The 21,269-nt window shown below is 41.5% G+C and carries 29 protein-coding genes and 1 tRNA gene; 9 read left to right on the forward strand and 21 right to left on the reverse strand.

Annotated elements, in window-relative coordinates; genetic code table 11:
- Positions 1-9 precede the first annotated feature (9 nt).
- The 3 genes from frr to VFA52_01895 form a co-directional block, all read right to left on the reverse strand.
- Entirely contained in the window at positions 10-561 is a 552-nt protein-coding gene (gene frr / locus VFA52_01885) for a ribosome recycling factor (protein ID HZS42948.1), read from the reverse strand.
- A gap of 296 nt (positions 562-857) precedes the next feature.
- Positions 858-1,532 (reverse strand): hypothetical protein, encoded by a 675-nt coding sequence (locus VFA52_01890; protein HZS42949.1) that lies wholly within the window; start codon positions 1,530-1,532, stop codon positions 858-860.
- Entirely contained in the window at positions 1,533-2,546 is a 1,014-nt protein-coding gene (locus VFA52_01895) for a rod shape-determining protein (GenBank protein ID HZS42950.1), read from the reverse strand.
- Between VFA52_01895 and priA the strand changes: the two genes are divergently transcribed.
- Genes priA through VFA52_01910 form a run of 3 tightly spaced genes read left to right on the forward strand, consistent with a single transcriptional unit; the run spans position 2,518 to position 5,948 of the window.
- Positions 2,518-4,524, forward strand: a complete 2,007-nt coding sequence (gene priA, locus VFA52_01900) for a primosomal protein N' (protein HZS42951.1) — start codon at positions 2,518-2,520, stop codon at positions 4,522-4,524. The genes VFA52_01895 and priA overlap by 29 nt on opposite strands.
- A 15-nt stretch (positions 4,525-4,539) precedes the next feature.
- Positions 4,540-5,088: a peptide deformylase gene (gene def, locus VFA52_01905; GenBank protein ID HZS42952.1), complete on the forward strand. Its 549-nt coding sequence runs from the start codon at positions 4,540-4,542 to the stop codon at positions 5,086-5,088.
- Positions 5,085-5,948 carry a methionyl-tRNA formyltransferase gene (locus tag VFA52_01910; GenBank protein ID HZS42953.1) on the forward strand — a complete coding sequence of 288 codons (864 nt, stop codon included), beginning with the start codon at positions 5,085-5,087 and terminating at the stop codon, positions 5,946-5,948. The genes def and VFA52_01910 overlap by 4 nt, the downstream gene beginning before the upstream one ends.
- Here the strand turns inward: VFA52_01910 and VFA52_01915 are convergent.
- The 5 genes from VFA52_01915 to VFA52_01935 form a co-directional block, all read right to left on the reverse strand.
- Positions 5,934-6,101: a hypothetical protein gene (locus tag VFA52_01915; GenBank protein HZS42954.1), complete on the reverse strand. Its 168-nt coding sequence runs from the start codon at positions 6,099-6,101 to the stop codon at positions 5,934-5,936. The two genes, VFA52_01910 and VFA52_01915, sit on opposite strands and share 15 nt — an antisense overlap.
- Complete coding sequence (raiA, locus tag VFA52_01920; GenBank protein HZS42955.1) at positions 6,088-6,492, reverse strand: ribosome-associated translation inhibitor RaiA; 405 nt, start codon at positions 6,490-6,492, stop codon at positions 6,088-6,090. The genes VFA52_01915 and raiA overlap by 14 nt, the downstream gene beginning before the upstream one ends.
- A gap of 59 nt (positions 6,493-6,551) precedes the next feature.
- Positions 6,552-7,163: a YbhB/YbcL family Raf kinase inhibitor-like protein gene (locus VFA52_01925; protein HZS42956.1), complete on the reverse strand. Its 612-nt coding sequence runs from the start codon at positions 7,161-7,163 to the stop codon at positions 6,552-6,554.
- Positions 7,164-7,204: 41 nt separating this feature from the next.
- Positions 7,205-7,693, reverse strand: a complete 489-nt coding sequence (locus tag VFA52_01930) for a hypothetical protein (GenBank protein ID HZS42957.1) — start codon at positions 7,691-7,693, stop codon at positions 7,205-7,207.
- A gap of 66 nt (positions 7,694-7,759) precedes the next feature.
- A complete protein-coding gene (locus tag VFA52_01935; GenBank protein ID HZS42958.1) occupies positions 7,760-8,440 on the reverse strand; it encodes a hypothetical protein in 681 nt (226 codons plus the stop codon).
- A gap of 56 nt (positions 8,441-8,496) precedes the next feature.
- Here VFA52_01935 and VFA52_01940 point away from each other — a divergent pair.
- A tRNA-Asn gene (locus VFA52_01940) sits at positions 8,497-8,571 on the forward strand.
- A gap of 37 nt (positions 8,572-8,608) precedes the next feature.
- Positions 8,609-8,926: a hypothetical protein gene (locus tag VFA52_01945; protein HZS42959.1), complete on the forward strand. Its 318-nt coding sequence runs from the start codon at positions 8,609-8,611 to the stop codon at positions 8,924-8,926.
- A 575-nt stretch (positions 8,927-9,501) separates the two neighbouring features.
- Here VFA52_01945 and VFA52_01950 read toward each other — a convergent pair.
- Positions 9,502-10,035, reverse strand: coding sequence for a type II secretion system protein (locus VFA52_01950; GenBank protein HZS42960.1), 534 nt, complete (start codon positions 10,033-10,035; stop codon positions 9,502-9,504).
- A gap of 344 nt (positions 10,036-10,379) precedes the next feature.
- On the opposite strand from VFA52_01950, the gene VFA52_01955 reads away from it, so the two are divergent.
- The 3 genes from VFA52_01955 to VFA52_01965 all read left to right on the forward strand — a co-directional run bounded on the left by VFA52_01955 (position 10,380) and on the right by VFA52_01965 (position 11,844).
- Positions 10,380-10,709, forward strand: coding sequence for a hypothetical protein (locus VFA52_01955; GenBank protein ID HZS42961.1), 330 nt, complete (start codon positions 10,380-10,382; stop codon positions 10,707-10,709).
- A gap of 207 nt (positions 10,710-10,916) precedes the next feature.
- Complete coding sequence (locus VFA52_01960) at positions 10,917-11,324, forward strand: VOC family protein (GenBank protein HZS42962.1); 408 nt, start codon at positions 10,917-10,919, stop codon at positions 11,322-11,324.
- Between the two features lie 4 nt (positions 11,325-11,328).
- A complete protein-coding gene (locus tag VFA52_01965) occupies positions 11,329-11,844 on the forward strand; it encodes a VOC family protein (protein ID HZS42963.1) in 516 nt (171 codons plus the stop codon).
- A gap of 46 nt (positions 11,845-11,890) precedes the next feature.
- Here VFA52_01965 and VFA52_01970 read toward each other — a convergent pair whose 3' ends face one another.
- The 12 genes from VFA52_01970 to VFA52_02025 all read right to left on the reverse strand — a co-directional run bounded on the left by VFA52_01970 (position 11,891) and on the right by VFA52_02025 (position 20,534).
- Complete coding sequence (locus tag VFA52_01970; protein ID HZS42964.1) at positions 11,891-12,742, reverse strand: undecaprenyl-diphosphate phosphatase; 852 nt, start codon at positions 12,740-12,742, stop codon at positions 11,891-11,893.
- A 9-nt stretch (positions 12,743-12,751) separates the two neighbouring features.
- Entirely contained in the window at positions 12,752-13,474 is a 723-nt protein-coding gene (locus VFA52_01975; GenBank protein ID HZS42965.1) for a glycosyltransferase, read from the reverse strand.
- The gene (locus VFA52_01980) at positions 13,471-14,049 is read right to left on the reverse strand and encodes a DedA family protein (protein HZS42966.1); all 579 of its coding nucleotides are present in this window, start codon (positions 14,047-14,049) and stop codon (positions 13,471-13,473) included. Before VFA52_01980 ends, VFA52_01975 begins: the two co-directional genes overlap by 4 nt.
- A gap of 6 nt (positions 14,050-14,055) precedes the next feature.
- Positions 14,056-14,736 (reverse strand): glycosyltransferase family 2 protein, encoded by a 681-nt coding sequence (locus VFA52_01985; protein ID HZS42967.1) that lies wholly within the window; start codon positions 14,734-14,736, stop codon positions 14,056-14,058.
- Positions 14,736-15,275 (reverse strand): hypothetical protein, encoded by a 540-nt coding sequence (locus VFA52_01990; GenBank protein ID HZS42968.1) that lies wholly within the window; start codon positions 15,273-15,275, stop codon positions 14,736-14,738. Before VFA52_01990 ends, VFA52_01985 begins: the two co-directional genes overlap by 1 nt.
- Before the next feature lie 52 nt (positions 15,276-15,327).
- Positions 15,328-15,549: a hypothetical protein gene (locus tag VFA52_01995; protein HZS42969.1), complete on the reverse strand. Its 222-nt coding sequence runs from the start codon at positions 15,547-15,549 to the stop codon at positions 15,328-15,330.
- A 60-nt stretch (positions 15,550-15,609) separates the two neighbouring features.
- Positions 15,610-15,984, reverse strand: a complete 375-nt coding sequence (locus VFA52_02000) for a hypothetical protein (protein ID HZS42970.1) — start codon at positions 15,982-15,984, stop codon at positions 15,610-15,612.
- Complete coding sequence (locus VFA52_02005; GenBank protein HZS42971.1) at positions 15,981-16,160, reverse strand: type II secretion system protein; 180 nt, start codon at positions 16,158-16,160, stop codon at positions 15,981-15,983. The genes VFA52_02000 and VFA52_02005 overlap by 4 nt, the downstream gene beginning before the upstream one ends.
- Positions 16,157-17,515 carry a hypothetical protein gene (locus VFA52_02010; GenBank protein HZS42972.1) on the reverse strand — a complete coding sequence of 453 codons (1,359 nt, stop codon included), beginning with the start codon at positions 17,513-17,515 and terminating at the stop codon, positions 16,157-16,159. Before VFA52_02010 ends, VFA52_02005 begins: the two co-directional genes overlap by 4 nt.
- Positions 17,512-18,564: a type II secretion system F family protein gene (locus VFA52_02015; GenBank protein HZS42973.1), complete on the reverse strand. Its 1,053-nt coding sequence runs from the start codon at positions 18,562-18,564 to the stop codon at positions 17,512-17,514. Before VFA52_02015 ends, VFA52_02010 begins: the two co-directional genes overlap by 4 nt.
- Complete coding sequence (locus VFA52_02020) at positions 18,551-19,684, reverse strand: GspE/PulE family protein (GenBank protein HZS42974.1); 1,134 nt, start codon at positions 19,682-19,684, stop codon at positions 18,551-18,553. The genes VFA52_02015 and VFA52_02020 overlap by 14 nt, the downstream gene beginning before the upstream one ends.
- An 88-nt stretch (positions 19,685-19,772) precedes the next feature.
- Complete coding sequence (locus VFA52_02025) at positions 19,773-20,534, reverse strand: hypothetical protein (GenBank protein ID HZS42975.1); 762 nt, start codon at positions 20,532-20,534, stop codon at positions 19,773-19,775.
- 131 nt (positions 20,535-20,665) lie between these two features.
- On the opposite strand from VFA52_02025, the gene VFA52_02030 reads away from it, so the two are divergent.
- On the forward strand, positions 20,666-21,268 hold the full coding sequence (locus VFA52_02030) for a VTT domain-containing protein (protein ID HZS42976.1): 603 nt from the start codon (positions 20,666-20,668) through the stop codon (positions 21,266-21,268).
- Position 21,269: the final 1 nt, after the last annotated feature.

A 21,269-nucleotide genomic window follows, 5' to 3' on the forward strand; every position in this document is an offset into this window, starting at 1 on the left:
ATTTAGATACTACGACATGATTTCTTTCTCTTTCTTGGACGCCTGTTCATCAATTTTCTTGCTAGCTTCCTGAATAATTTTTTCCATTTCTCCCTTCAGTCGCGTTCGCTCGTCTTCACTGATAGTCCCATCTTTTTCTTTTTGCTGAAGATCTTTCCAGGTTTTGTCGCGTTCCTGACGCAGTCGAATACGTGCTTCCTCAGCTTTTTCATTTACAACTTTATTCAAAGTGGTTCGTCTTTCGGTTGTTAACTCCGGAAAAGAGACGCGCAGACCTTTATCATCCGAGGCAGCCGAAACGCCCAAATTGCTGGTAACAATAGCTTTTTCAATATCCTTAGCGACGGACATGTCCCAAGGAGTGATGCGCAAAGTGCGCGGATCTTCGATAGTGACGCTAGCCAAAGAAGTGATGTTGGTCCGAGAGCCGTAAGCCTCCACCTGAAGAGAATCCAATAAGACGGGGGTGGCGCGGCCTGTCCGAATACCCGAAAACTCCTTGGAAAGCCAGCCTTCCGTTTCTTTTACTTTGTTTTTGAGAGGGTTAAAATCGTAAGCCATTTTATATAGTATTTAACAAAATCTTAGCATATTTAAATTAAAAAACCCGCCATCAGAGGATGGTAGGCTTTTGATAGGGTTGTCGGAAAGAGGCTCCGCGAGAGTTATTCTTGTTTTGGTGGTTTTTGAAAGGTTTGGGAAAGGCGATTTGTTTTGCGCTGGAATCCAGAAGCAGTGAATCACCCCCCTGTAGGTTGGAACAGAGCCGCGTTAGAGAGCTATCCTCTCTTCGGAGTTTTCGAATATTACACATATTTAATGAACTAAAATCCTTTCAACTTATATTATATCAATCGTTAAACCAGAGTTAAAGCTAGATATTCTAAAATAAGTTTGGCGGAAGAAGACTGGTCTTGGAGAAAACTGCGCATTTTTATCAGCTCTTCCAGACTTTGGCGATCCACTTCGGAGATTTTGGGAGAGATGGCGGCGGATTTTATTTTTTCTATCTCATTTAAGAAAAATAATAGATCGGTTTTAGAAATTTTCTCATCCTTGAGGTCCTCAATCATTCCTTTAACTATATCCAAGCGCTTTGACGGGCTAGCTTTGAGGAAGGCGGCGGCGCGGCCGGCTTCGCCAGCCGCTCCCTGCCCCATCTTTATAATTACCGCTCGCGATTGCAGAGTAGGCAGCAATCTTTCCACACTGGGCACAATTAAGAAAAAATGCGTGCCAGTCGTCGGCTCTTCAAAGATTTTCAAAAGAGAGTTCTGGGCCTCGCGGGTAATAGAATTGACGGCAATCACAAAAATCTTTCGATCGTTTCCGAAAGATTTTTGTGATTGCCGTCCTACCAATTCTCTTGCCTCATCAACCCCGAATTTATCGTGCTCGGCTAAATAAAAATCGGGATTGCCTTGCAGAGAAAAATCTAATTCCTTTTCTAAAAAATCTTTTACCTCTTCTAAAACTACCTGTCTATCCCCTTCGATTAAATAAGCGTGGTGAAGATTCTTAGAATCAAACATTTATCTTTTAGCAATAATACTCTTCTTATAAACATCCAAATGCTCCAAAGCAATACCGGTTCCTTTTGCTACGCAATATAGAGCATCGTCGGCTAGGGTAGCTTTCACTCCGGTACGGCGAAATACTAGTTCTGGAAGATTGCGAAGTTGCGATGACCCGCCCGTCATGATAATTCCCTGATCGATAATATCGGAGGCCAGCTCTGGTGGAGTTTCTTGCAAAACATCTTTAATGGCCTTAACCATGTCACGCAATTCTTTGGAAATAGCTTTTACTACCTCATTTGTACGAAGTTCAATGGAGCGTGGCAAACCCGTTAAAAAATCACGGCCTTTCACTATTACAGCTAATTCCTCGTCCATGGGGACGGCGGAGCCAATTTTAATTTTAATTTCTTCGGCAGTTCGATCACCGATGGCTAAGTTGTAAGTTTTTTTGATGTAATCAATGATGGCGTAATCAATGCGATTACCGGCTACTTTTACCGAAGTGGAAGAAACAATACCTCCAAGAGAAATCACGGCTACGTCAGTAGTGCCTCCGCCGATATCTACAATCATGTGCCCCATCGGCTCTTGTATTGAAATACCGGCGCCGATGGCAGCCAGAATTGGTTCCTTAACTACGTAAGCATTCTTAGCTCCGGCCTTAATAGCCGCTTCAATCACTGCTCGTCGCTCGGTGGAGGTGACGCCAGCCGGTACGGAGACCATTACTTCCGGTTTAAAAATATTCCACTTGCCAAGAGCTTTATTGATGTAGTAACGGAGCATGGCTTCGGTCACTCGGTAATCGGCAATCACTCCATCTTTCATCGGCCGATAGGCCACAATGCTTTCGGGAGTCTTTCCGATCATTTCTTTGGCCTCGAGGCCAACGGCCAAAATCTTATTGTCTTCTTCCGAGACGGCCACCACGGATGGTTCATTCAAAACTACTCCTTTTCCCGGCACAAAAACCAGAGTGTTAGCAGTGCCCAAATCAATGCCTAATTTTTTGGAGAAAATGGCCATAAGTTCTTCGTATTGTAGCTTTTTAGCTAATTTTTACAAACGTAGACTTTTCTGGGAAAATGACGGCATGAGACTGATTGAAGTCATTCCTATTTCAAAAGGCATTTCTTATGAAGTGCTCTCGTATTTCAGTGCTGAAGATATTCCGCTTGGATCAATGGTGGAAGTGGAACTGCGTAAAAGAAAGATTAAGGGACTGGTGGTTAGTTCGCGCGATGCGACGGAAGCGAAGGGTGAAATTCGCGCTGCGGATTTCACCCTGAAAAAAATTGAGAAAGTGGAATTCAATTTTTTTCTCTCTCCCGCTTTCATCCGGACCGCTCAAAAAACTGCCAATTATTTCGCCGGTACTACCGGAGCGGTTCTAAACTCACTTATTCCGAAGACAATCTTGAATGATGAAGAGCTGATGAAGAGGGCGGCGCCGGAAACCAAAGGCGCCACCATCCCCTCCTCCACTAAATCTGAGACTCACATTATTCAGGATTCCGATCCAGATCGTTTTGCCTCCTATCGAAAACTGGTGCGCGAAGCTTTTGCTCGAGGAAAATCAATTTTTATTTTAGTACCAACACACCAGAGCGCTCTCAATTTAAAATCTCAGCTTGAAAAAGGTATTGAAAACCACACTTTTTTACTTTCGGGCAGTCTTTCAAAGAAAAAGTTGGGAGAATTTCTCCAAAAGATAGAGACGGATAATCATTCAAAACTCCTAATTGGAACTGCCCAGTATTTATTTTTAACCACACCGAAAATTGGAACTCTGATTGTGGAGGAAGAAAGCTCGGGAGCTTATCGGTCCTTAAGCCGGCCGTTTATTGATTTTCGATATTTTGCCGAAAATCTGGCTCACGAAAGTGGCTTTGAATTGATCCTAGCCGATCAATTTCTGCGAATAGAAACTCTCAATCGTTATGATGAGAAAGAAGTGGTGGAGAAATCACCTTTAAGATTCCGGATAGAAGATGCTGCTCCCTTGGAAATAATAGACATGCGCAAATACCGCAAATCCTCAGGCGCTTCTTTCCAGGTCTTAAGTGAGGAATTAATTTCCCAAATTAAAGAAATGATTAAACGGGAAGAAAGAATGTTTATCTTCACAGCCAGACGAGGCCTCTCTCCTACTACAGTCTGTTCCGACTGCGGCACCATCGTCACCTGCCATACCTGCGGAGCACCGGTAGTCTTGCATAAATCAAAAAAAGATGAAAAGGAGAACTTTTTTCTCTGCCATCATTGTGGCGAGAAAAGAAGCGCCCTGGAGCGCTGCGCCAATTGCGGCGGCTGGCGACTGACATCTTTGGGTATTGGCATTGAGAAAGTAGAAGAGGCTTTAAAAGAAGAGTTTTCCAACCTCTCAATTTTTCGGATAGATAAAGAGAGTGCTCCGACCGATAAAAAAGCCTTGGATCTTCTAAAGAAATTTCATAACAGTCAGAAATCAATTCTACTTGGAACTGAAATGATTTTTAACTACATGCATCAACCGATTCCTTATACCGCCATTGCTTCCATGGATTCGTTGTTTTCTCTGCCGGATTTTCACATCAATGAAAGAATTCTGCACCTTTTACTTTCAATCCAAAACTTAACGGAGAAAAATATGTTGATTCAAACCCGTGAGCCGGATCAAAAAGTTTTGCAAAAATTTTTAGAAAATCATTTAACCGAATTCTATCGGGATGAATTGAAGGAAAGAAAAGCTCTGGGTTATCCGCCATACAAAACCATCATTAAATTAACCCTCGAAGGAACAAGAGTAGTGATTGATAAAGAATGGCCACGAGTAGAGAAAGATATTAAGGAATATCAACCCATTGTCTTCCCCACCTTAGTTGGCCTCGGCAAAGGAAAGGTGGCTCTGAACGCCTTACTTAAAATAGACAGTCGAAATTGGCCCAACGAGAATCTCTTGGAAAAATTATTGGCCTTACCCCCAAATTGGACATTAAAGATAAATCCAGAAAGTTTAATTTAGCCTTATAATCTAAAGATGGTCAAAATTCTTCAAAGAGATGAACCGGTTTTGAGAAAAATTGCTGAAGAAGTAGCAATTGAAGAAATCAAAGGTTCAAAAATAAAAAAAGTAATCGCCGATATGAAAGCGGCTCTGAAATCGCAGGACGACGGCGTGGCTATTGCCGCCCCGCAGATTGGACAGCCACTGCGAATTTTTGTCATTTCCAAAGAATTAATTAATAACATTTTGGGCAAGGAGAAGGAAAAGGATCAAAAATCTAAAATAGTTCAGATACAAAACGAAGTATTTATTAATCCAGTTATTACTAAGCTTTCAAAGGACAGGCAAATGATGGAAGAGGGATGCCTGTCGGTGCGCTATCTTTATGGGAAGGTCAGTCGCGCTTCGCGCGCCTCCATTCGGGCTTATGATGAAGACGGTCGTCTGTTTGAACGCGGAGCTAGTGGTCTCTTGGCCCAGATCTTTCAGCATGAGGTCGACCATTTAAATGGTATTTTATTTATTGACAGCGCCACCGATCTGGAGGAAGTTCCTCCGGAAAAGGGTCAGAAAAGCTCATGAGTAATGAAGATCAAAACTGGGTCTTTTTTGGTACCTCAGACTTTGCCGTTATTTTGCTTGAGGAATTAAAAAGGGCTGGAATTTTACCGAATTTAATCATTACGACTCCGGACCGACCGAAGGGACGGCATCGGGAGATGACGCCGTCGCCCGTTAAGGAGTGGGCGACGGCTAATGACATTGAAATTCTTCAGCCAGAGCGCCTGAAAGATGAGGAATTCATTTCTAAACTAAAAGCCAAAAACTCCAAACTATTTATAGTGGCAGCCTACGGTAAAATCATCCCAAAAATTATTTTGGATTTACCAGCTATTGGTTCCTTTAATATTCATCCATCACTTCTCCCAAAATATCGCGGTCCTTCCCCACTTCAATATCAGATTTTAAATGATGAAAAGGAAATTGGAACAACTATTATTAAAATGGATGAGGAAGTCGACCATGGACCGATTTTAGTACAGGAGAAAGTAGATATTCCGGATTGGCCAGTCTCTTTCAAAAAACTGGAGAAAATAATGGCGGAGACGAGCGCCAGAAAACTGGCCGAGATTTGGCCAGCTTTCTGGCGCTCGTCTCTTCCGTCACTAAAAGATCAAGATCATTCCGTAGCCACTTTCACCAAAATGATCACTAAAGAGGACGGGTTGCTTAAGACAGAAGACGATAGTTACCAGAATTATTTAAAATATCTGGCTTTTGAAGAATGGCCTGAAACTTATTTTTTCCAGGAAGGCGAAAACAAATCGGTGCGCCTCAAAATCAAAGAGGCGCACCTCCAAAACAATCAATTCATTATTGATCGCGTCACCCCGGAGGGAAAATCAGAGATGTCTTACGAAGATTTTCTAAAAGGTTTCTGAATCAATTTCCGCTGAAGGATTAGCCAGATGGCCGCCCAGAGCATTAGCTTTGTAAGCGGCAAAAACTAAAACGGCGGTAATTAAAACGCATCCCACTAATACAAAAGTGGAAACCCATCTGTCGGCCCGTTGATTAAAATTAAATGATTTCATCTTCAGTATCTCCCACCTCTTCTCTTCCCCACAAACCCCTAATCATGGCTTTCATGCGTTGCCCTCCGCTGCGTATACTCCAGCGCTGCTTTCTCTTTCGTTTTCGTAGTTCCCGCAAAAGCTCATCTCGAGCGTCATCAATGGCAGCATATAAATCCTCGGTTTCTGAGACAGCTCGGAGACAATTGCTGCCGATACAGAAATTAATTTCTGCCCGAAAAACGTCGCCTTGCCTATGATGATTAGTACTTTTCCCTAACTCAACATTTACTAAAACCGTGTCTGGATCAGTGTCTTGAACAAATCTCTCTGTCTTCTCTAGACGTTTGTCCAAATAATCGGAAATAGCCTCCGACATTTCCATGTTAGTGGCTTTAATAGTGATGCGCATAAGCTAAATTTGAAAATTTATAAAGTTCTTAAGATTATAAATAGGTCGAGGCTAATAAATTATTTTTGATAGCGAGTATAAAGACCAATTAATTCCGTCTGTTGAAGAATGTGACCTTGCATAGCCGCTTCCACTTCAGCTTTAGTAGATCCTTCCGGCAAAGTTAACTTAGTATCAAGAGAATAGAGTTTGAAATGATAATGGTGCGTGCCGTTTGGCGGACATGGTCCGGTATAAGTCAAATTATTGGCTCCGCCTTTGCCAGCAGTACCGAGCGGCTCTTTCCCCTCTTCAATTGTCAGCGTTCGCGGATCAATATTGAATTTAACCCAGTGATCAAAGGTATGACCCACTACCGAAGCAGCATCCGGGTCATCTACAATTAAGACCAGAGACTTGGCGTTTGGATCAGTTCCCTCAATTTTTAAAGGAGGAACAATGTTTTCGCTATCACAAGTGTATTTAGCCGGTATATTACTATTATTGGAAAAAGCCAAACTAGAGAGATTAAGTGCCATATTATTATTTTTGTTATTGCTAATAACGGCCTCGCGAGAGGTGCTTGAAAGACCGTTTGGACTATTTAGATTGGACGATTGGCTGCCTAAATATATGACAATCACCAACACCACAACAGCAAAAACGATAAATAAAAAGTCCTTAAAACTCATGAATTGATTATATCAAAAATAAAATGCTCCATCGCTGGAGCCTAGCTAGAGTCCGTGGTTAGAGTTCTTTCCAACCTCTCTAAAAGACGGGTTACCCAGTCATTCCAGCCCAATTCATGATCCTTAAGTGGTCGATCGTCTTCCCTTCTAGCCTTCTCAATATTCTTTTGAGGCGTCAACATTTGACCATGATTTTGGCCGTGACCAGTGCAAAAGGTTAAGTTCCGGGTTTCCAAAACCTCTTGCTGGCAATACTCAATTCGATGAATGAGCTTGCCATATGGTTCATTAGGTACTTCTACACGAACGAAGTGCGCATTGAACTCGTCTGGGAACAAACAGCGAATAATTTCTTGGTACCGATACGCATAATCTTCTCTAACGTAGATTAATTTCCCCTGATCGCAATGTTTACATCCGCTTCCTTTGCATTCTTTGCAATCCTGAAGTGGAGCAAATTGTCTAAGATTACGAGCTACCCAGATTAGATGTAAGCGTTGAGTACCAGGTCTTACCCCTGATCGATGCATTTTGAGATTCCTTTCTACCTTAAAATTTATTATAGGAAAGATAAAAGTCAACAACCTAAGATTTCTCTAGGTCTTGGAATGGGTCTTTCTCCACTCTATTAATCGGCCAGCTTTCCGCTCCATTTTATCCGCGGACCGAATGAATTTTTTATTTCCTTTCGGAATGATGGGTGTGTGACTAGAGTTTTCGAGTAAATCGTTTAAAAAGCCAAGGTTTTTTTCTGCCGTCACCCAACCCGCGGTTAATTTTTTAAGATTAAAAGGCTTTGAAGAATAACTGATTAAAGCTTTCCTACCATTTTTGTCGTTGAAGTATTCATGAAAGTAAGAAAGGGCCAGTTCGCGCAAGTTCTGAAAAATCGGATCTCGAAATCGGATAGTGGCATGATTTGATTTGCTGATGGCTCCCCAATATCCGTTTTGCTTATAAAGGGCTACCACGTGACTATCATCTCCTTTGGCTTTCAAATCTAAAATGAGTGCTTCTTGTCCATGAAGCCAGAGGGTCAGAGCCGCTAACACCGCCCCCTCCAGACAATGTGCTTTCTTTTCTCGTAACACTCGCCGCGGTGACATTTGAGTGTCCCCATTTTTCTCCCAGTTAATCGCTAAGGTGTCCAGAAAATCTTGAATTTTAATTGGGGTATTTAGTTTTCTTAACACTTGAATTTCCTTCGGGCTCAAACCAATTTTTTCGGCTTTTTTATCAAAGCTCTGCTTTTTCATAGAAGTTATATTATCAAACATTTTTGCAAAATAGCCCAATTTTGCTATGATTTTGGCGTCTTTTACTAGGACACTATTCCGCGGTAGCTCAGAGGTAGAGCGATCGCCTGTTAAGCGATTGGTCGTAGGTTCGATCCCTACCCGCGGAGCCATTGACTTTTAGTTCAGTCTTTCTAAGCTAGTCTAAGAATGACACAATTGACTTTCTTTTTTGTCTGGCCAGTTTCCTTGCACATAGATTTGGCCGATAAAGTAATGGTCGCTCGAAGGACTAGATATGGAAATATCAAAGTCTATCGCAACACTACCTTAGGTGTCTGGGTAGTTACTTATCAGAAGCCAGTCTTTGGACCATCAGGCAGAATTGGGTGTTCGATTCTTTGCATATATCCTCAGCTATTTTTTTCTGGAAGGTCAGCTTGGACCTGTGCTAAAAATCTTCAAGTAGGTTATGCTCATCAAACGGCTGAAGACTTTTTCCAAAGTCTGTCTGGGTGGTGGGGTTAATCGATAGCCACACATTTAATGTGTGGCTTTTTATTTACCTTCCTCCAAAATCTCCACTCCCATATTGTCCCGAGCGCGGAGCAACATGAGAAAAGGCACTCTTCTTGGGTGCCTTTTCTCATATCTACGCTGGACCGTGAGGATTGAAAATGTAATGCGTAGGCTCGATAAATCTATGGCACAAAGCCGGGTGACCCGAATATTCCAACAATGTGAAATATTTTCCCTACCCATGGAGAATATTTGACATAATTCCAAACGGCATATAAATTATCAAATAGATACTGGTTGTAACAAACGTGAACCGATCGATGAAAATCGTAAGTAGCGTCCCTTTACGACCCCTCGATTTACAAACGTGAACCCTGTGCACAAGGCAAGTAACGTCCCTAACTTTGAGTGAGTGATCTCCCGTCTATTTGTATTCGTTGTATAATTTTCAAAAAAGCCTCATCGATTTCCATATCATGAGGCTTTCTCTATTTCTAAAAGATTCTAAATTCCTCTACAAGTCGGAGTAACGGAAAATACTCTTTTGCAGAGTATTTTTCCTTGTCTAATCTGGGACGATGATGTTAGGGAGTTAGGGGCGGAATACATGAAGAGATGACTCCCGTCTGGTCCATTCCTCCATAATATAATCGGCTTCCGTCTGCAGCAGATCGAATATTGCCAGTATTAATATTACCGTCGTCCATATATTTATCGAGAGCCAGAGCATTTGAAGGGCCTGGATTTTCTAAATCAAGTGAGTATGTGAAAGGGGTGTAGGGGGTGTGCTCCCAGTGAATATGATCATTGGGTGCAACTCCTAATGGATCTTTCTGCCACTTAAAGTAAGGTGCAGCCCACCCGGTTTCTGCCCCATCATCCCAAGCGTGATCAAAACATGGATAATCACCAGCATGGTCGGATTGATATAGTGCTAAAGCTTTAGATGTCTCTTTAAGGATAGAAGCGGTTTGAGTAAGCCTGGCTCTACTACGAGCAGTAGCTAAAGAAGAAAGAACTACTGATGATAATAATCCAATGATTGCGATCACTACTAAAAGTTCGATCAGAGTAAATCCCTTTTTTGAATTATTATTAGAATTTCTGCGATGCTTCATAAGGTTTGGGTGGTACTCTGTCGTTTCGACTGACATTCTTAAATATCAGAATTATGGAGATAATCACCGACAATAGGATCAACCCGAGTAGTAAAAAATTCGCCTGTTTAGAATTTCTTGCTATTTTTTGCCTTACCAGCCAAGAAATCATACTAGCTGTTTCTTTCTCCGACTGAGCTCTGTTATATAGAGCTGATGGACTATTTTTCTCTTCAAAAAACTCAACATCTGACATATTTATTTATTGTATCAAATATAGCAATCGAAAAAATAAATGATTTTCTTTAAGATATTTATCTATCTTTTAAATTTGTCCAAACACCTTTTCGCGATATTATAAATGCATGAAATACTCGCACAAAACAATAGGTCTTTTTCAGGCCGCTGGCATCATTTTATATGTATCCTTCTTTGCTTCTGTTATTCAGATGTTTTCCCAATCCCCTCTTAAGAATGTAGAACTGGGCCCCTTTTTGGCAATAATTATTTTTCTACTGGCTTTTATTGTTTCAGCTGTCATTTGTGGATCTATTTTTCTGGCCTATCCTCTTACTCTTTTCTTTGATAATAAGAAAAAAGAGGCATATAGAATTGTCGTCTGGAGCTTAGGCTGGCTCATCTTTTTCTTTTTAATCGTCTTGATTATCGTCCTTCTTTTAATAAGCAACTTTTGACTTTTGAATAAAAAGAGGGGGAAAAGGTCGTCAAAGAGGGCCTTTTCTATATACCGGCTGGCGGGGTTATTTTCTGGATACGAAGAACAACACCTTCGCCTGTTTCAGGTAGATTTGAATGCCAAATAGATTTAAGAGTTGCTTTGTGAAAAGCTGATTATTCTGTTAAATTAATATGAGAAAGTTTTATTAATTAATATTTAAATTATGAAAATAATTCCTTATTTGAGATTTAATGACGATAAATGTCGAGAAGCGTTTGATTTTTACAAAAATTGTTTTGGTGGAGAGATAACCTTTCAGACTGTTGGTGAGTCCCAGATGCCGGAAGAATATAAGACGGCGCCGGATAAAATAATGCATGCGACCCTGAAAAGTGGCGAGCTGGCCATTTATGGATCCGATATGATGAGAGATAAGGCCGTTATTGGTGATCAAATTGCTCTCACTTACGAACCAAACAATGAAGATGACGCCAAGGCAATTTTTGCCAAACTTTCGGAAGGTGGTGAGGTATTTCAGCCACTAGAGAAACAGTTTTGGGGCGCACTTTTTGGAATGGTAACGGATAAATACGGTATTGAATGGATGATTAATTATCAACTACCGGAATAAAAATATGAGTGAACAAAAAATCACTACATTTATCTGGTACGAGAAGGACGCAGAAAAAGCGGCTCAATATTATGTTGATGTCTTTAACAATAATCCGGCTAAGAAACAAACTTCAAAAGTCATCACAACTAGTGATTATAAAGAGGCTAGCGAAGAGGTTTCGGGACAAAAAGCCGGTACTCCGATGGTAATAGAGTTTAATCTCGAAGGTCAGGAGTTCATGGCCCTTAATGGCGGCTCATATTTAAAATTAAGCGGCGCCGTTTCATTGATGGTAGATTGCGAGACACAGGAAGAAGTTGATTATTTCTGGGAGAAGTTGGGGGAAGGCGGCGAGACCGGTCAATGCGGCTGGATCAATCGGGATAAATTCGGAATGACTTGGCAGATTGTGCCATCGGCACTCGGCAAGCTAATGAGTGATCCGGATGAAGAGAAATCTGAACGCGTCATGAAAGCCATGCTTGGAATGACTAAAATTGACATTGCGGGTCTGCAAAAAGCCTACGATAATAAATAATCGTTTGGCTGATAGAAAATTCGGCGACCTTCGGTCGCCGAATTTTCTATATCAAAAAAATAATCAAACAAATTATTCCCGCCGCCACGCAATAAATGGCAAAAGGCTTGAGAGTCTTTGACTTGAAAAATCTGATCAAGAACCTGACAGAAAAATAAGCAGCAATAGCGGCCGAAACCGCTCCTATAGTTACAGTCTTTAGAAGGGCGGGATCCGCTATTTTAAATAGCGCCGGTAATTTCAAAATGGCAGCCGCTAAAATAAGAGGGGTGGCCAGCAAAAATGAAAACCGAGCGGCATCCTCATGGTGATAGCCCGCCAATAAGCCTCCGGCCATCGTCGTCCCAGTGCGGGAAAAGCCTGGAATTAAGGCTAGCGACTGGCTTAGGCCAATCCACAGAGAAGACGACCATCTCATCTTTGAAAGTCTTTCATCCCCACCTTCAGTCGTTCTTACATTATTCCTATTTCTAATTATTTCCGCCCACCAGAGCATCATTCCATTTAAAATTAAGACTACTGCTACCAGCAAGGGCACGGCTAAAATATTTTGGATTTTTTTCTGAAATAAGAGACCGAGAAGACCGGCCGGAGCGGTGCCAAGAATGATTAACCAGCCGAGGCGCCCATAATAATTATCTTTTAGATTTCTCTTAAATAGCGATCTTATCACCCCTCCGATTATTAAAATCCAATCTTTCAAATAAAAGAGGAAAAGGATTATAGCGGTGGCAAAATGGGTAGCTACTAAAAAAATCAGAAAATTGTCATTGCTCTGATCAATCTGCCACTTTAAAATCTGCGGCAGCAAAACGCTGTGACCTAAGCTAGAAATGGGAAAGAGCTCACTAATACCCTGCCCTATCCCTAAAATCAGTGCTTGATAAAAAGTAAGCATTTATGGCATCTATCTTAAGGGGACCCATTCCTTGGAATAGGCTCGGTCAAAAATTAAAAAATAGAAATAGTTCAACATCCATAAGGAAAGCAATTTGGGCCAGCCGATTTGGTGAGCTCGTCTGCCCGTGTGGTAAACAATCAAATTAGGCTCAAAAAAAGTGTGTCCAATTTTTGAAAGTCTGTTAAACATATTAAAATCCTCATTGGCTACCAGATCGTTCCTAAAACCGCCGACCACCTGAAAAGCGCTTCTCCTAATCATTTGAAATTCTCCGACGGATTCACCAACACCAAAGTAATTGTTCATCAGACGGATTTTTAGATTCACTAGTTCAAAGATAAACCGGTCGGCTAAAGTCTCTAGCTGAGCAAAAACCCGAAGGTTGGTAGTGAGAGCAGTCAAATCTGGATCATCCTCAAAGTGCCCTTGAGCCTTTCTTAAAAAGATATCGGCGTTTTCTAGCTGACAATCCGCATCTAAAAAGATTAGATAATCGCCGGAGGCCATGGCAGCACCCGCATTCCGGCCGGCTGCAATAGTTTGGCGACTGACTCCGGAATATACAGCTACTTTTCGAGTGTACTTTTTAGCTATACTTACGGTCTTATCGGAACTGCCGCCATCGGAAATAATTATCTCGTGAGGTAGAGTTAAATTTCTTTTAAGGCTCTGAAGTGTTTCTTCTAAGACCTTCTCTTCATTTAGGGTCGGAATAATGATGGAGATCATGAATATTTTTTAACAATTCTACCCTTAAGATATTTGCTGAACCCAAGAAGGATTAGAAATATTAAGATCATTATAGCAATGAAGCTAATTTTACCCAACCAATTGTTTACGCGCGCATATCCTTCTCCCAGATAATAGCCAATTACCATTAAAAAGGCAGTCCAGAAAAACTGACCAAAGACGTTCAACGCCAGATAACGCCTAAAGGGAATCTTGACTAGACCGGCCGTGAAAAGAATTACCGGCGCAAACCCTAACCCCATGGTTAGCTTGGAAATGGTTAAGATCTTATTCTTATATTGATGGAAAATTCTTTCAGCCGTGGCAATAGCATTTTCCGTAATGCTGAAAAAATGACCGAACCGGCGAACGAAACGATGACCAAAATTATGCCCTAACCAATACCAGAAAATGTCCCCCAACAAATCTCCTAACATTAAAGCAAGGTAGAGCGGTAAAAAATCAAAGAGACCCAATCTCCACAGAAATCCTCCGAGCATCATAATTAGAGGACCCTCAAACAGAGCAATGGGAACGATTATGATGTAGCGATAAGTCAGGATGAGATTAAGCATGACTCTTTAGAAAGTTTCTTTGGCAAAATAATAAATATAAGTGAAAAAAATTTTGATCAATCCTTCCTTACGAAAACGACGCGCCGAGGTAGCCATGGTTAAATCATTAGAATAAATAATTCTACCCACTTTGGAAAGACGCCTCGCGGTGTTTGTATCGTCACCATAAAAAAGAATGGATGTGTCGTAGCCACCAATTTTCTCTAAAGCAGAGTTTCGCAGCAGGCAATTTCCTCCTATTAAGATTGCTCCAGCGTGGAAGAATGCGAGAAATTGATGAATAAATTTATAAAAGATTTTTTGGATTAAGAGACTGAAAAATTTAAAAACGGGACTGACGTCAAAGAAAATATAAGGACCCGTAACAGCTACGATTTTTGGATTATTAAAACATTCGGTTCCTAACCTTAGCCAGTCAGGATGAGGTCGACAATCGGCGTCGAGCGAGGCAATGATTTCGCCGGATGCGGCAAGGCGCCCGCGTTCGCGGGCGCCTTGCACTCCGAGCTTTGGCTCAACCAGAACCTTCACAGGGAAACCCCGACTAACCTCTTCCGTTCGATCCGTGCAGGCATTACAGACCACAATTACTTCAAAATCCGAAGAATGCTGGTTCAAAATTGCCTTAAGAGTTTCTGAAATATATTTTTCTTCGTTGTGAGCGGGAATGACAACCGAGACCTTCATTACTGATTAGGGTTAGCGGCGGTAACGTTAAAGTAAATGATGTTGCTGGTACCGTTGGCATTTCTTACTGCTACCGGATATGGTCCCGGTCCTACTACCACACTATTGGTACCGCAAACGCCGTTGACGCAGGACTTGATGGTAGATGGCACGGTAAAGCGAATGTGTTGGTTATCGTTTGAGCCGGAATTCCCGAGATTGTAGCCATTAAACTCCACGGAATTGTTGAGAAGATCAAAATTATAACCATTAATAGTTACGATAATACCTGTCTTGCCGGAAGAAGGGGTTAAAGAAGAGATGATAGGAACTTTCTTAGCCGTAGTTGGAGGATTTTGGTTGGAATTTCCTGATCCCGTTGTTGCAGAATTTCCGGTATTAGCTGGATTTCCACTTAAAGCATTCTCGGTGGAAGAACTTTGATTGGCATTACCCGGAATGCTGGAACGATTAACTGTAGCCACAATTCCCCACAAGACTAACACTAGTAAAATGATTATTAAGACTGTCCAAATCCATTTTTGAGAATCGCTATTCATATTAAATGTTAATTAATAATTTTTAAATAAAAGGAGCCAAAAAGCTCCAAAACTACGTTCCTGGTGTTTGGCTGTTCTTGCCAGCCTGATTAGGCGCCTGGTGGGTACGCATCGATTCATCTCCAGAGCGGTTGAGGATCTTGAGATTGAGATCTTCCTTATTACGGCGCCTCGTATAGATAATGAAACAGACACAACAAGCCAGAATCATTAGTGGGGCAGCCACGTAATGTTCCTTGACCATTTGAACTATGGAAAAAGCTATGGTATTCATTTTCTTCTATTGAAAATGCTACAACTTTCCATTGGGAAGTCAATAAGTCGATGTTTAATTTTAAGGTGAGGTGATTTTCAAGCCATTATCTCCCCAGAAAACTTGTGAGTTTAAAATGGTGCTTACTTTTGAGCTAGTGGCTCCCGTAAAAATGTCATATTGGTTTCCAGTCTTCTTTACTGAAACAATTTCACAAGAGCTGCTGCCGACTTCTATGGTGGACGATCCACTATAGTTTGGATTTTGAGCAAGTCTTACAAAAGTTACTTCCACGCAACTTTCGGCCAGAATTTCGCTTTCGGCTTTGGCTGCACTTCGATAAATGTTTATCAAAGCTTCGTAGATTGGTTCTGAGCTGTTTAGGACGCTCGGGATTAACAAACTAGAAATTAGAATAACTGATATTAAGGCGACGAATCCCCTGTCTCTTTTCATGGCAAACTTTTCAAAAACTGGAAATTGGTTTCTTCAAGTCTTTCGGCTATAGCAGCTAGGCGAATATTTTCCTTATTAATCTGAAAAACCAGAGTAAATAAAGCTGTCATCACTAAATTGATGATAGCGATGTAAATTAAAATCTCCAATAAAGTAAAACCTTTGGCTTGTTTCATTTCGGCTGAATAATAATTAATCCCGTTTGATTTAAGATCGAAATGTAAATCGTCTGACCACTACAGCTAAGACCAGTGCCTTTAGCCGGCAGATTTAGCGAGTAAATCTGCTTAAGATTTTTTAAATCACTGCTGTCATATATAAAAAAGTTATGATTTGTAAGAAGTAATAATCTTTGAGGCAAAGCCAAAAGAGCGTTGATACTGTCTCCGATAGTTTTGGTGCCAATTAGCTCGAGAACCGGTAAATGAGCGAGCGATAAAATATACAATTCGCTCTTGCCGACCGTTCGGCCCAGAAACAGGATCGAGCGATCTCGGGCCAAACTTTTGCCGTTGCCTGAACCACCGGTGGCATCAAAATTATTCAGTAAAATCAGCTTTGAGCTGGTAGCTACATCGAGTAGCGTTAATTCTGCATTGTTAGGGGTAGCTAAAAAAAGATAATGAGAAAATCCATAAATACTATTTATAGCGGCGTTCGTTTCCCATTTTCCTACTTCCGCGGGCGCGGTCGGATTTGAAACATTAATAATATGCAGTTCTTCAATCTGACTTTTAGCCGTTCCAAGAAAAAGAAAGTTCTGATGAAAAAAAAGAGAGCTCGTGATAGTCGTCTCATCGCTATAATCTCCGGGCAATTTATAGCTTTTGAGAATTGTGGGTTTAGTTGGATCGCTAATATCGGCAATCTGAAGCTGACTGTTTATACTGCTATTTCCAAGATAAGCGATACTTCCAGCCACTTGAATGCTGGTGAGGCCCGGTCCCGTGTCTAATGCTGACAGAATTTTCGGATTGGCTGGGTCTTTCACCTCAATCACAAACAAATCATTTGGGTCGGCCAGCTTATTTCTAGGGTCGGCATTGTTGGTTGTCAGATAGACTAAATTTCCGACAGACCAGAGGGCGGTTGCCTGATTGCCGTAACCAAGATCCGGTCCTTGTGAGACCGCCGCATTTTGCCAGTTTTCAGTTCCGTTCAGCCAACAATCATGTGAACCAATGGCATCGTTAAAGTTACTAACCAAAGTGGACTCTTCGAGGTGTTGGGGTCTTTTTCGATAGAACCAGTTGAAGCCTACGATGAGTCTTTTAGTAAAATTATCAATTTCTTCAGTAGTAATGTCTTCTTCGAAAGTAGAGGCGTGAGTGGTGGTGGCAATATTGTTATAAAAATCTTCGCTTAGAAGATGCTTGTACTTATCCATCTCCCTTGCTCCCAAAGTCAGTGCTTCTAAATAAAGACTGGCTCTCGGCAAAGCGGTTTGATTATTAAAGAAGACCGTGATCAAGGCGCTGGCAATAATTCCAAAGATAAAAATAGCCAAGAGAAGCTCAATGAGAATATTCATCGGTTCAGCCCGGAAGTTAGCTGGTAAATTGGTAAAACAATTGAAAGGGCTACTAAAGTGACAATAAGACCAATAAAGATCATTAAGGCCGGTTCAATCAAAGATGTTAGCCGTTTTAATATCTGGTCTAGTTCCCGCTCGTAATGCCGGTTTAGGCGCTCGAAAATTTCCGGCAATTGTCCGGTTTTTTCGGCAATTTGAATCATCTCGCAAAAGAAAGCCGGAAATTTCAGGGAAGCCTTTTCCAGGGACACGTACAATTCCTTTCCCTCTTCCAAGTCATCTAGAATTAGTCCATAACATTGTTGAAGAAAATCATTCTTCGAACTTTTATTTACGAATTGAAGAGCGGCGGTTAGGGAAAAATGATTTTTCAGGAAAAGTTCCATTGACTGGCATAGATTGATTAAAAGATTGTTTAGAAGAAAGGTTCGGACTATCGGTAAGCGAAATTTTATTTTCTGCCAGTTAAACCTTAGGATGATAGATTTTCTGACAGATGTTTGAAAGACGAAAATTAAAATACCGAAAATACCGAGTAATATCAGACCGAACTTTTTTAGGAAATAATTTAGAAAAAGCAAAAGGCGTGTCGGTAAAGGCAAGGTCCCTCCAAAACTCCCGAGTAACGGTAAGATTTTCGGAAAGACAAAACCGATCAAAAAAAGTGACATACTGATGGATAGAGCCAGAATAAGAATCGGATAAATTAAAGCGCTAATTATTTTTTGCTGATTTTCCTTTCTTTTTTCCAAATAGAGAGCGGCACCTTCCAGCCTTAAAACCAAATTGCCGCTCTTCTCTCCTACCCTCAGCATATGTATGGCAACGTCGTCTAATTTTCCGCTCTCTTCTAAACTCTGCGCCAGGGTTTTACTTTCTTCCACATCCACCGCCAAATCTTCCAAAATTTTTAAGTAGGTCTTTCTAGATTTTTGATTGTTTCCCCGCATCATATCTATGGCCCGTGCCAAGGGGATATTAGCCCCAAGTAAAAATCCGAGTCGACGTAGAAAATCGATTTGATCGCTAATTTTAAGCTTCTTCATAAGTCACTCTTAAAACTTCAGTCATGGAGGTTTGCAACTTGTCGACTTTTTGGTAACCGTCTTCTCTTAGAGTTAAAAATTTGCCTTCCTCGGTTAATTTTGAAAGGTTCGTCCACTGGCTGTTTCGAATTAAATCACGAAGATAATTATCTATTTCCAAGACTTCAGCGATCACTAACCGGCCACTAAAACCGCTACCTCGACAGACGAGACAATTTTTCTTTTTAGGCAAATGATTTTTTGCCCCACATTCAGAGCAGGACCTTCTCACCAGACGCTGGCTGATCACCATTGAAAGACTGGAAGCAATGGCATAAGGCTCAATCCCCAAATCCAAAAGTCGATTGAGGGTGAGGAGGGCGGAATTAGTGTGCAAACTGGAGAGAATTAAATGGCCGGTCATAGAGCTGCCGAAAGCTAAACGAGCGGTTTCTCGATCACGAATTTCTCCAATCATAATAATGTCCGGATCCTGTCTTAAAACGGAACGCAAGGCATTCGAAAAATTGAAAAGTGAGTAAGAGTTTACCGGAATCTGAACCACGTTTTCTACGGCATATTCAATCGGGTCCTCAATACTAACCATGGAGGTCGGTTTTTCTTTTAATAACTCCAAGAGAGTGTAAAGGGTAGTGGTTTTACCGGAACCAGTCGGGCCCGTGATTAAAATCATGCCACTATTTTTCTTCACAATATTTCTTAGAAGAGTACAGTGATTCTGATTAAAACCTAAGTCTTCTAGGGTTGAACCTTGATGAGATTTTCTGAGTAAGCGCAAAACGGCGTTAGTACCGTAGTAAGTCGGAATTAACGAGAGGCGGATATTAATGCGCTCTTTATCAGACTGGAAGAAGAAACGACCGTCTTGGGCAGCTTGATGTTCGTCAGTTCGAACTTCGGCCAAGACTTTCAGGCGAAAGATTATAGGCGGCCCAAGTTCTTTAGGAAGAATGTATTTCTCCTCAAGTAAACCGTCTATTCGAAACCTTATTCTGAAAGACTCTTCAGCTGGATCGAGGTGAATATCAGAGGAGTGTTGCCGAAGAGCCTCTTTTAATAAAAACTCAACTAAATCAGAGACGGGAAGATGTCTAATTTGGATTGATGCATCCTGAAGCATTTTGGAATTATAAAAGTGCTTCCTAAAGAACCGTTAAAGATAAAATAAAAAATCCCGCATTCGCTGATACGAATGCGGGAAAAATTGCCTAATTTTTGGCCAGAAGCGGAGCTCCGGACTTGCTGAAAAACCATGAAGATTTTCCTTGGGCCAGTCGTAGGGCTTCATACGCCACCGCCTTTTTCTCACTTACGAAGAGGTGCGAGTAAGGGAGTGGTCCTTTGTATTTACTGACTATCACCCGACCCGTGTCGGCGCCAGAATGCGGCCTTTCGCAAAAGTCAAACTTCCAGAGACCGTTTCGAGAAACATCACTTTTCTGTCGATCAGTTACGATAAATGGCAATAAGGTACCGTCATCCATAACCTTGAATACCGCACTTCCCAGCGGTACCCAGTATGGAGCGGCACAATGACCAACAGGATTTTCTTTGGAAATCACAGTGAGTCGATCGCCAGCTGCGGTTTTACGCTTACGCGTCAAACCATCACCGGCGGCAACGAGACATTTCTTGACCTTGCTCCAGCGAGTTTCAAACCAGTTATACCACGTAAGTCGAGCCCGAAAGCAGATCACATCCACTTTCTGAAAAGCAGTGGCGATTTGCCGGCGCGTTCCTTCGATGAAGAGAACTTTCGGAAAACCGGGCTTGGTGACTTGTTGAGCGACGCTCCGACTGACTTGAGTGGGAGTCTTCGGGGTAGGGATTGCTGGAGAGATCTTGTGAGGAATATATGGGCGAAGAGGAGTGGGTTTGGAGATATTTGAGGCTTGAGCATCAGGTTGAACTGAGGCTTGGGCCGCCAAAATCGAGCCAAAAATCATGCTAACAACGAACTTTTTTTTCATCTGCTGTTTCCTTTCAGGTTGAGTTTTAGCGATGAGTGCTACTCTGGACATTATCACATGCTTTCTAAAAGTCAAGAGAAAGGTCCTAAAACCCGGCTTAAACTTACCTATTACTCTGATAGAATATTTGAATGTCTCTTCTTCTATTTTTAAAGGCCACAGAGATAATTCCCGCTTTTGGTCTTTTTGGCATATTTTTAGCCATTTTTGCGGAATCGGGACTTTTTTTCGGGTTTTTCCTGCCGGGTGATTCCCTTCTCTTTACGGCCGGTCTTTTGGCCTCGGAAGGTCAATTAAATATCGTTGTTCTTATAATCGGCACTTTTCTGGCAGCGGTTTTGGGTGATAGCGTTGGCTATGCCTTTGGAAAGCGAGTCGGGCCGCGGCTCTTTAAGCGGCCCGACTCGTTTTTTTTCAAAAAAGAATATGCGGAGCGGGCGGAAAAGTTTTATGAGCGACATGGCAAGTCAACAATTATTCTAGCGCGTTTCATTCCTATTATCAGAACTTTCGCTCCAATTATAGCCGGAGTTGGTCAAATGAAGTACCGAATCTTTCTAGGTTACAACGTTGTTGGAGGTTTAATCTGGACGGTCTTGCTTTGTAGCCTCGGATATTTCTTGGGTAAGACTGCCCCAAATATTGATAAATATTTATTACCCATTATTTTGGGAATTATCATTCTTTCTTTTCTTCCTCCCATTTTTCAATATTGGCGGAATAAGAAAAACTAGA

The organism is Candidatus Paceibacterota bacterium (assembly GCA_035652395.1).
GTDB lineage: Bacteria > Patescibacteriota > Minisyncoccia > Phycocordibacterales > CAJBRS01 > JADGRH01.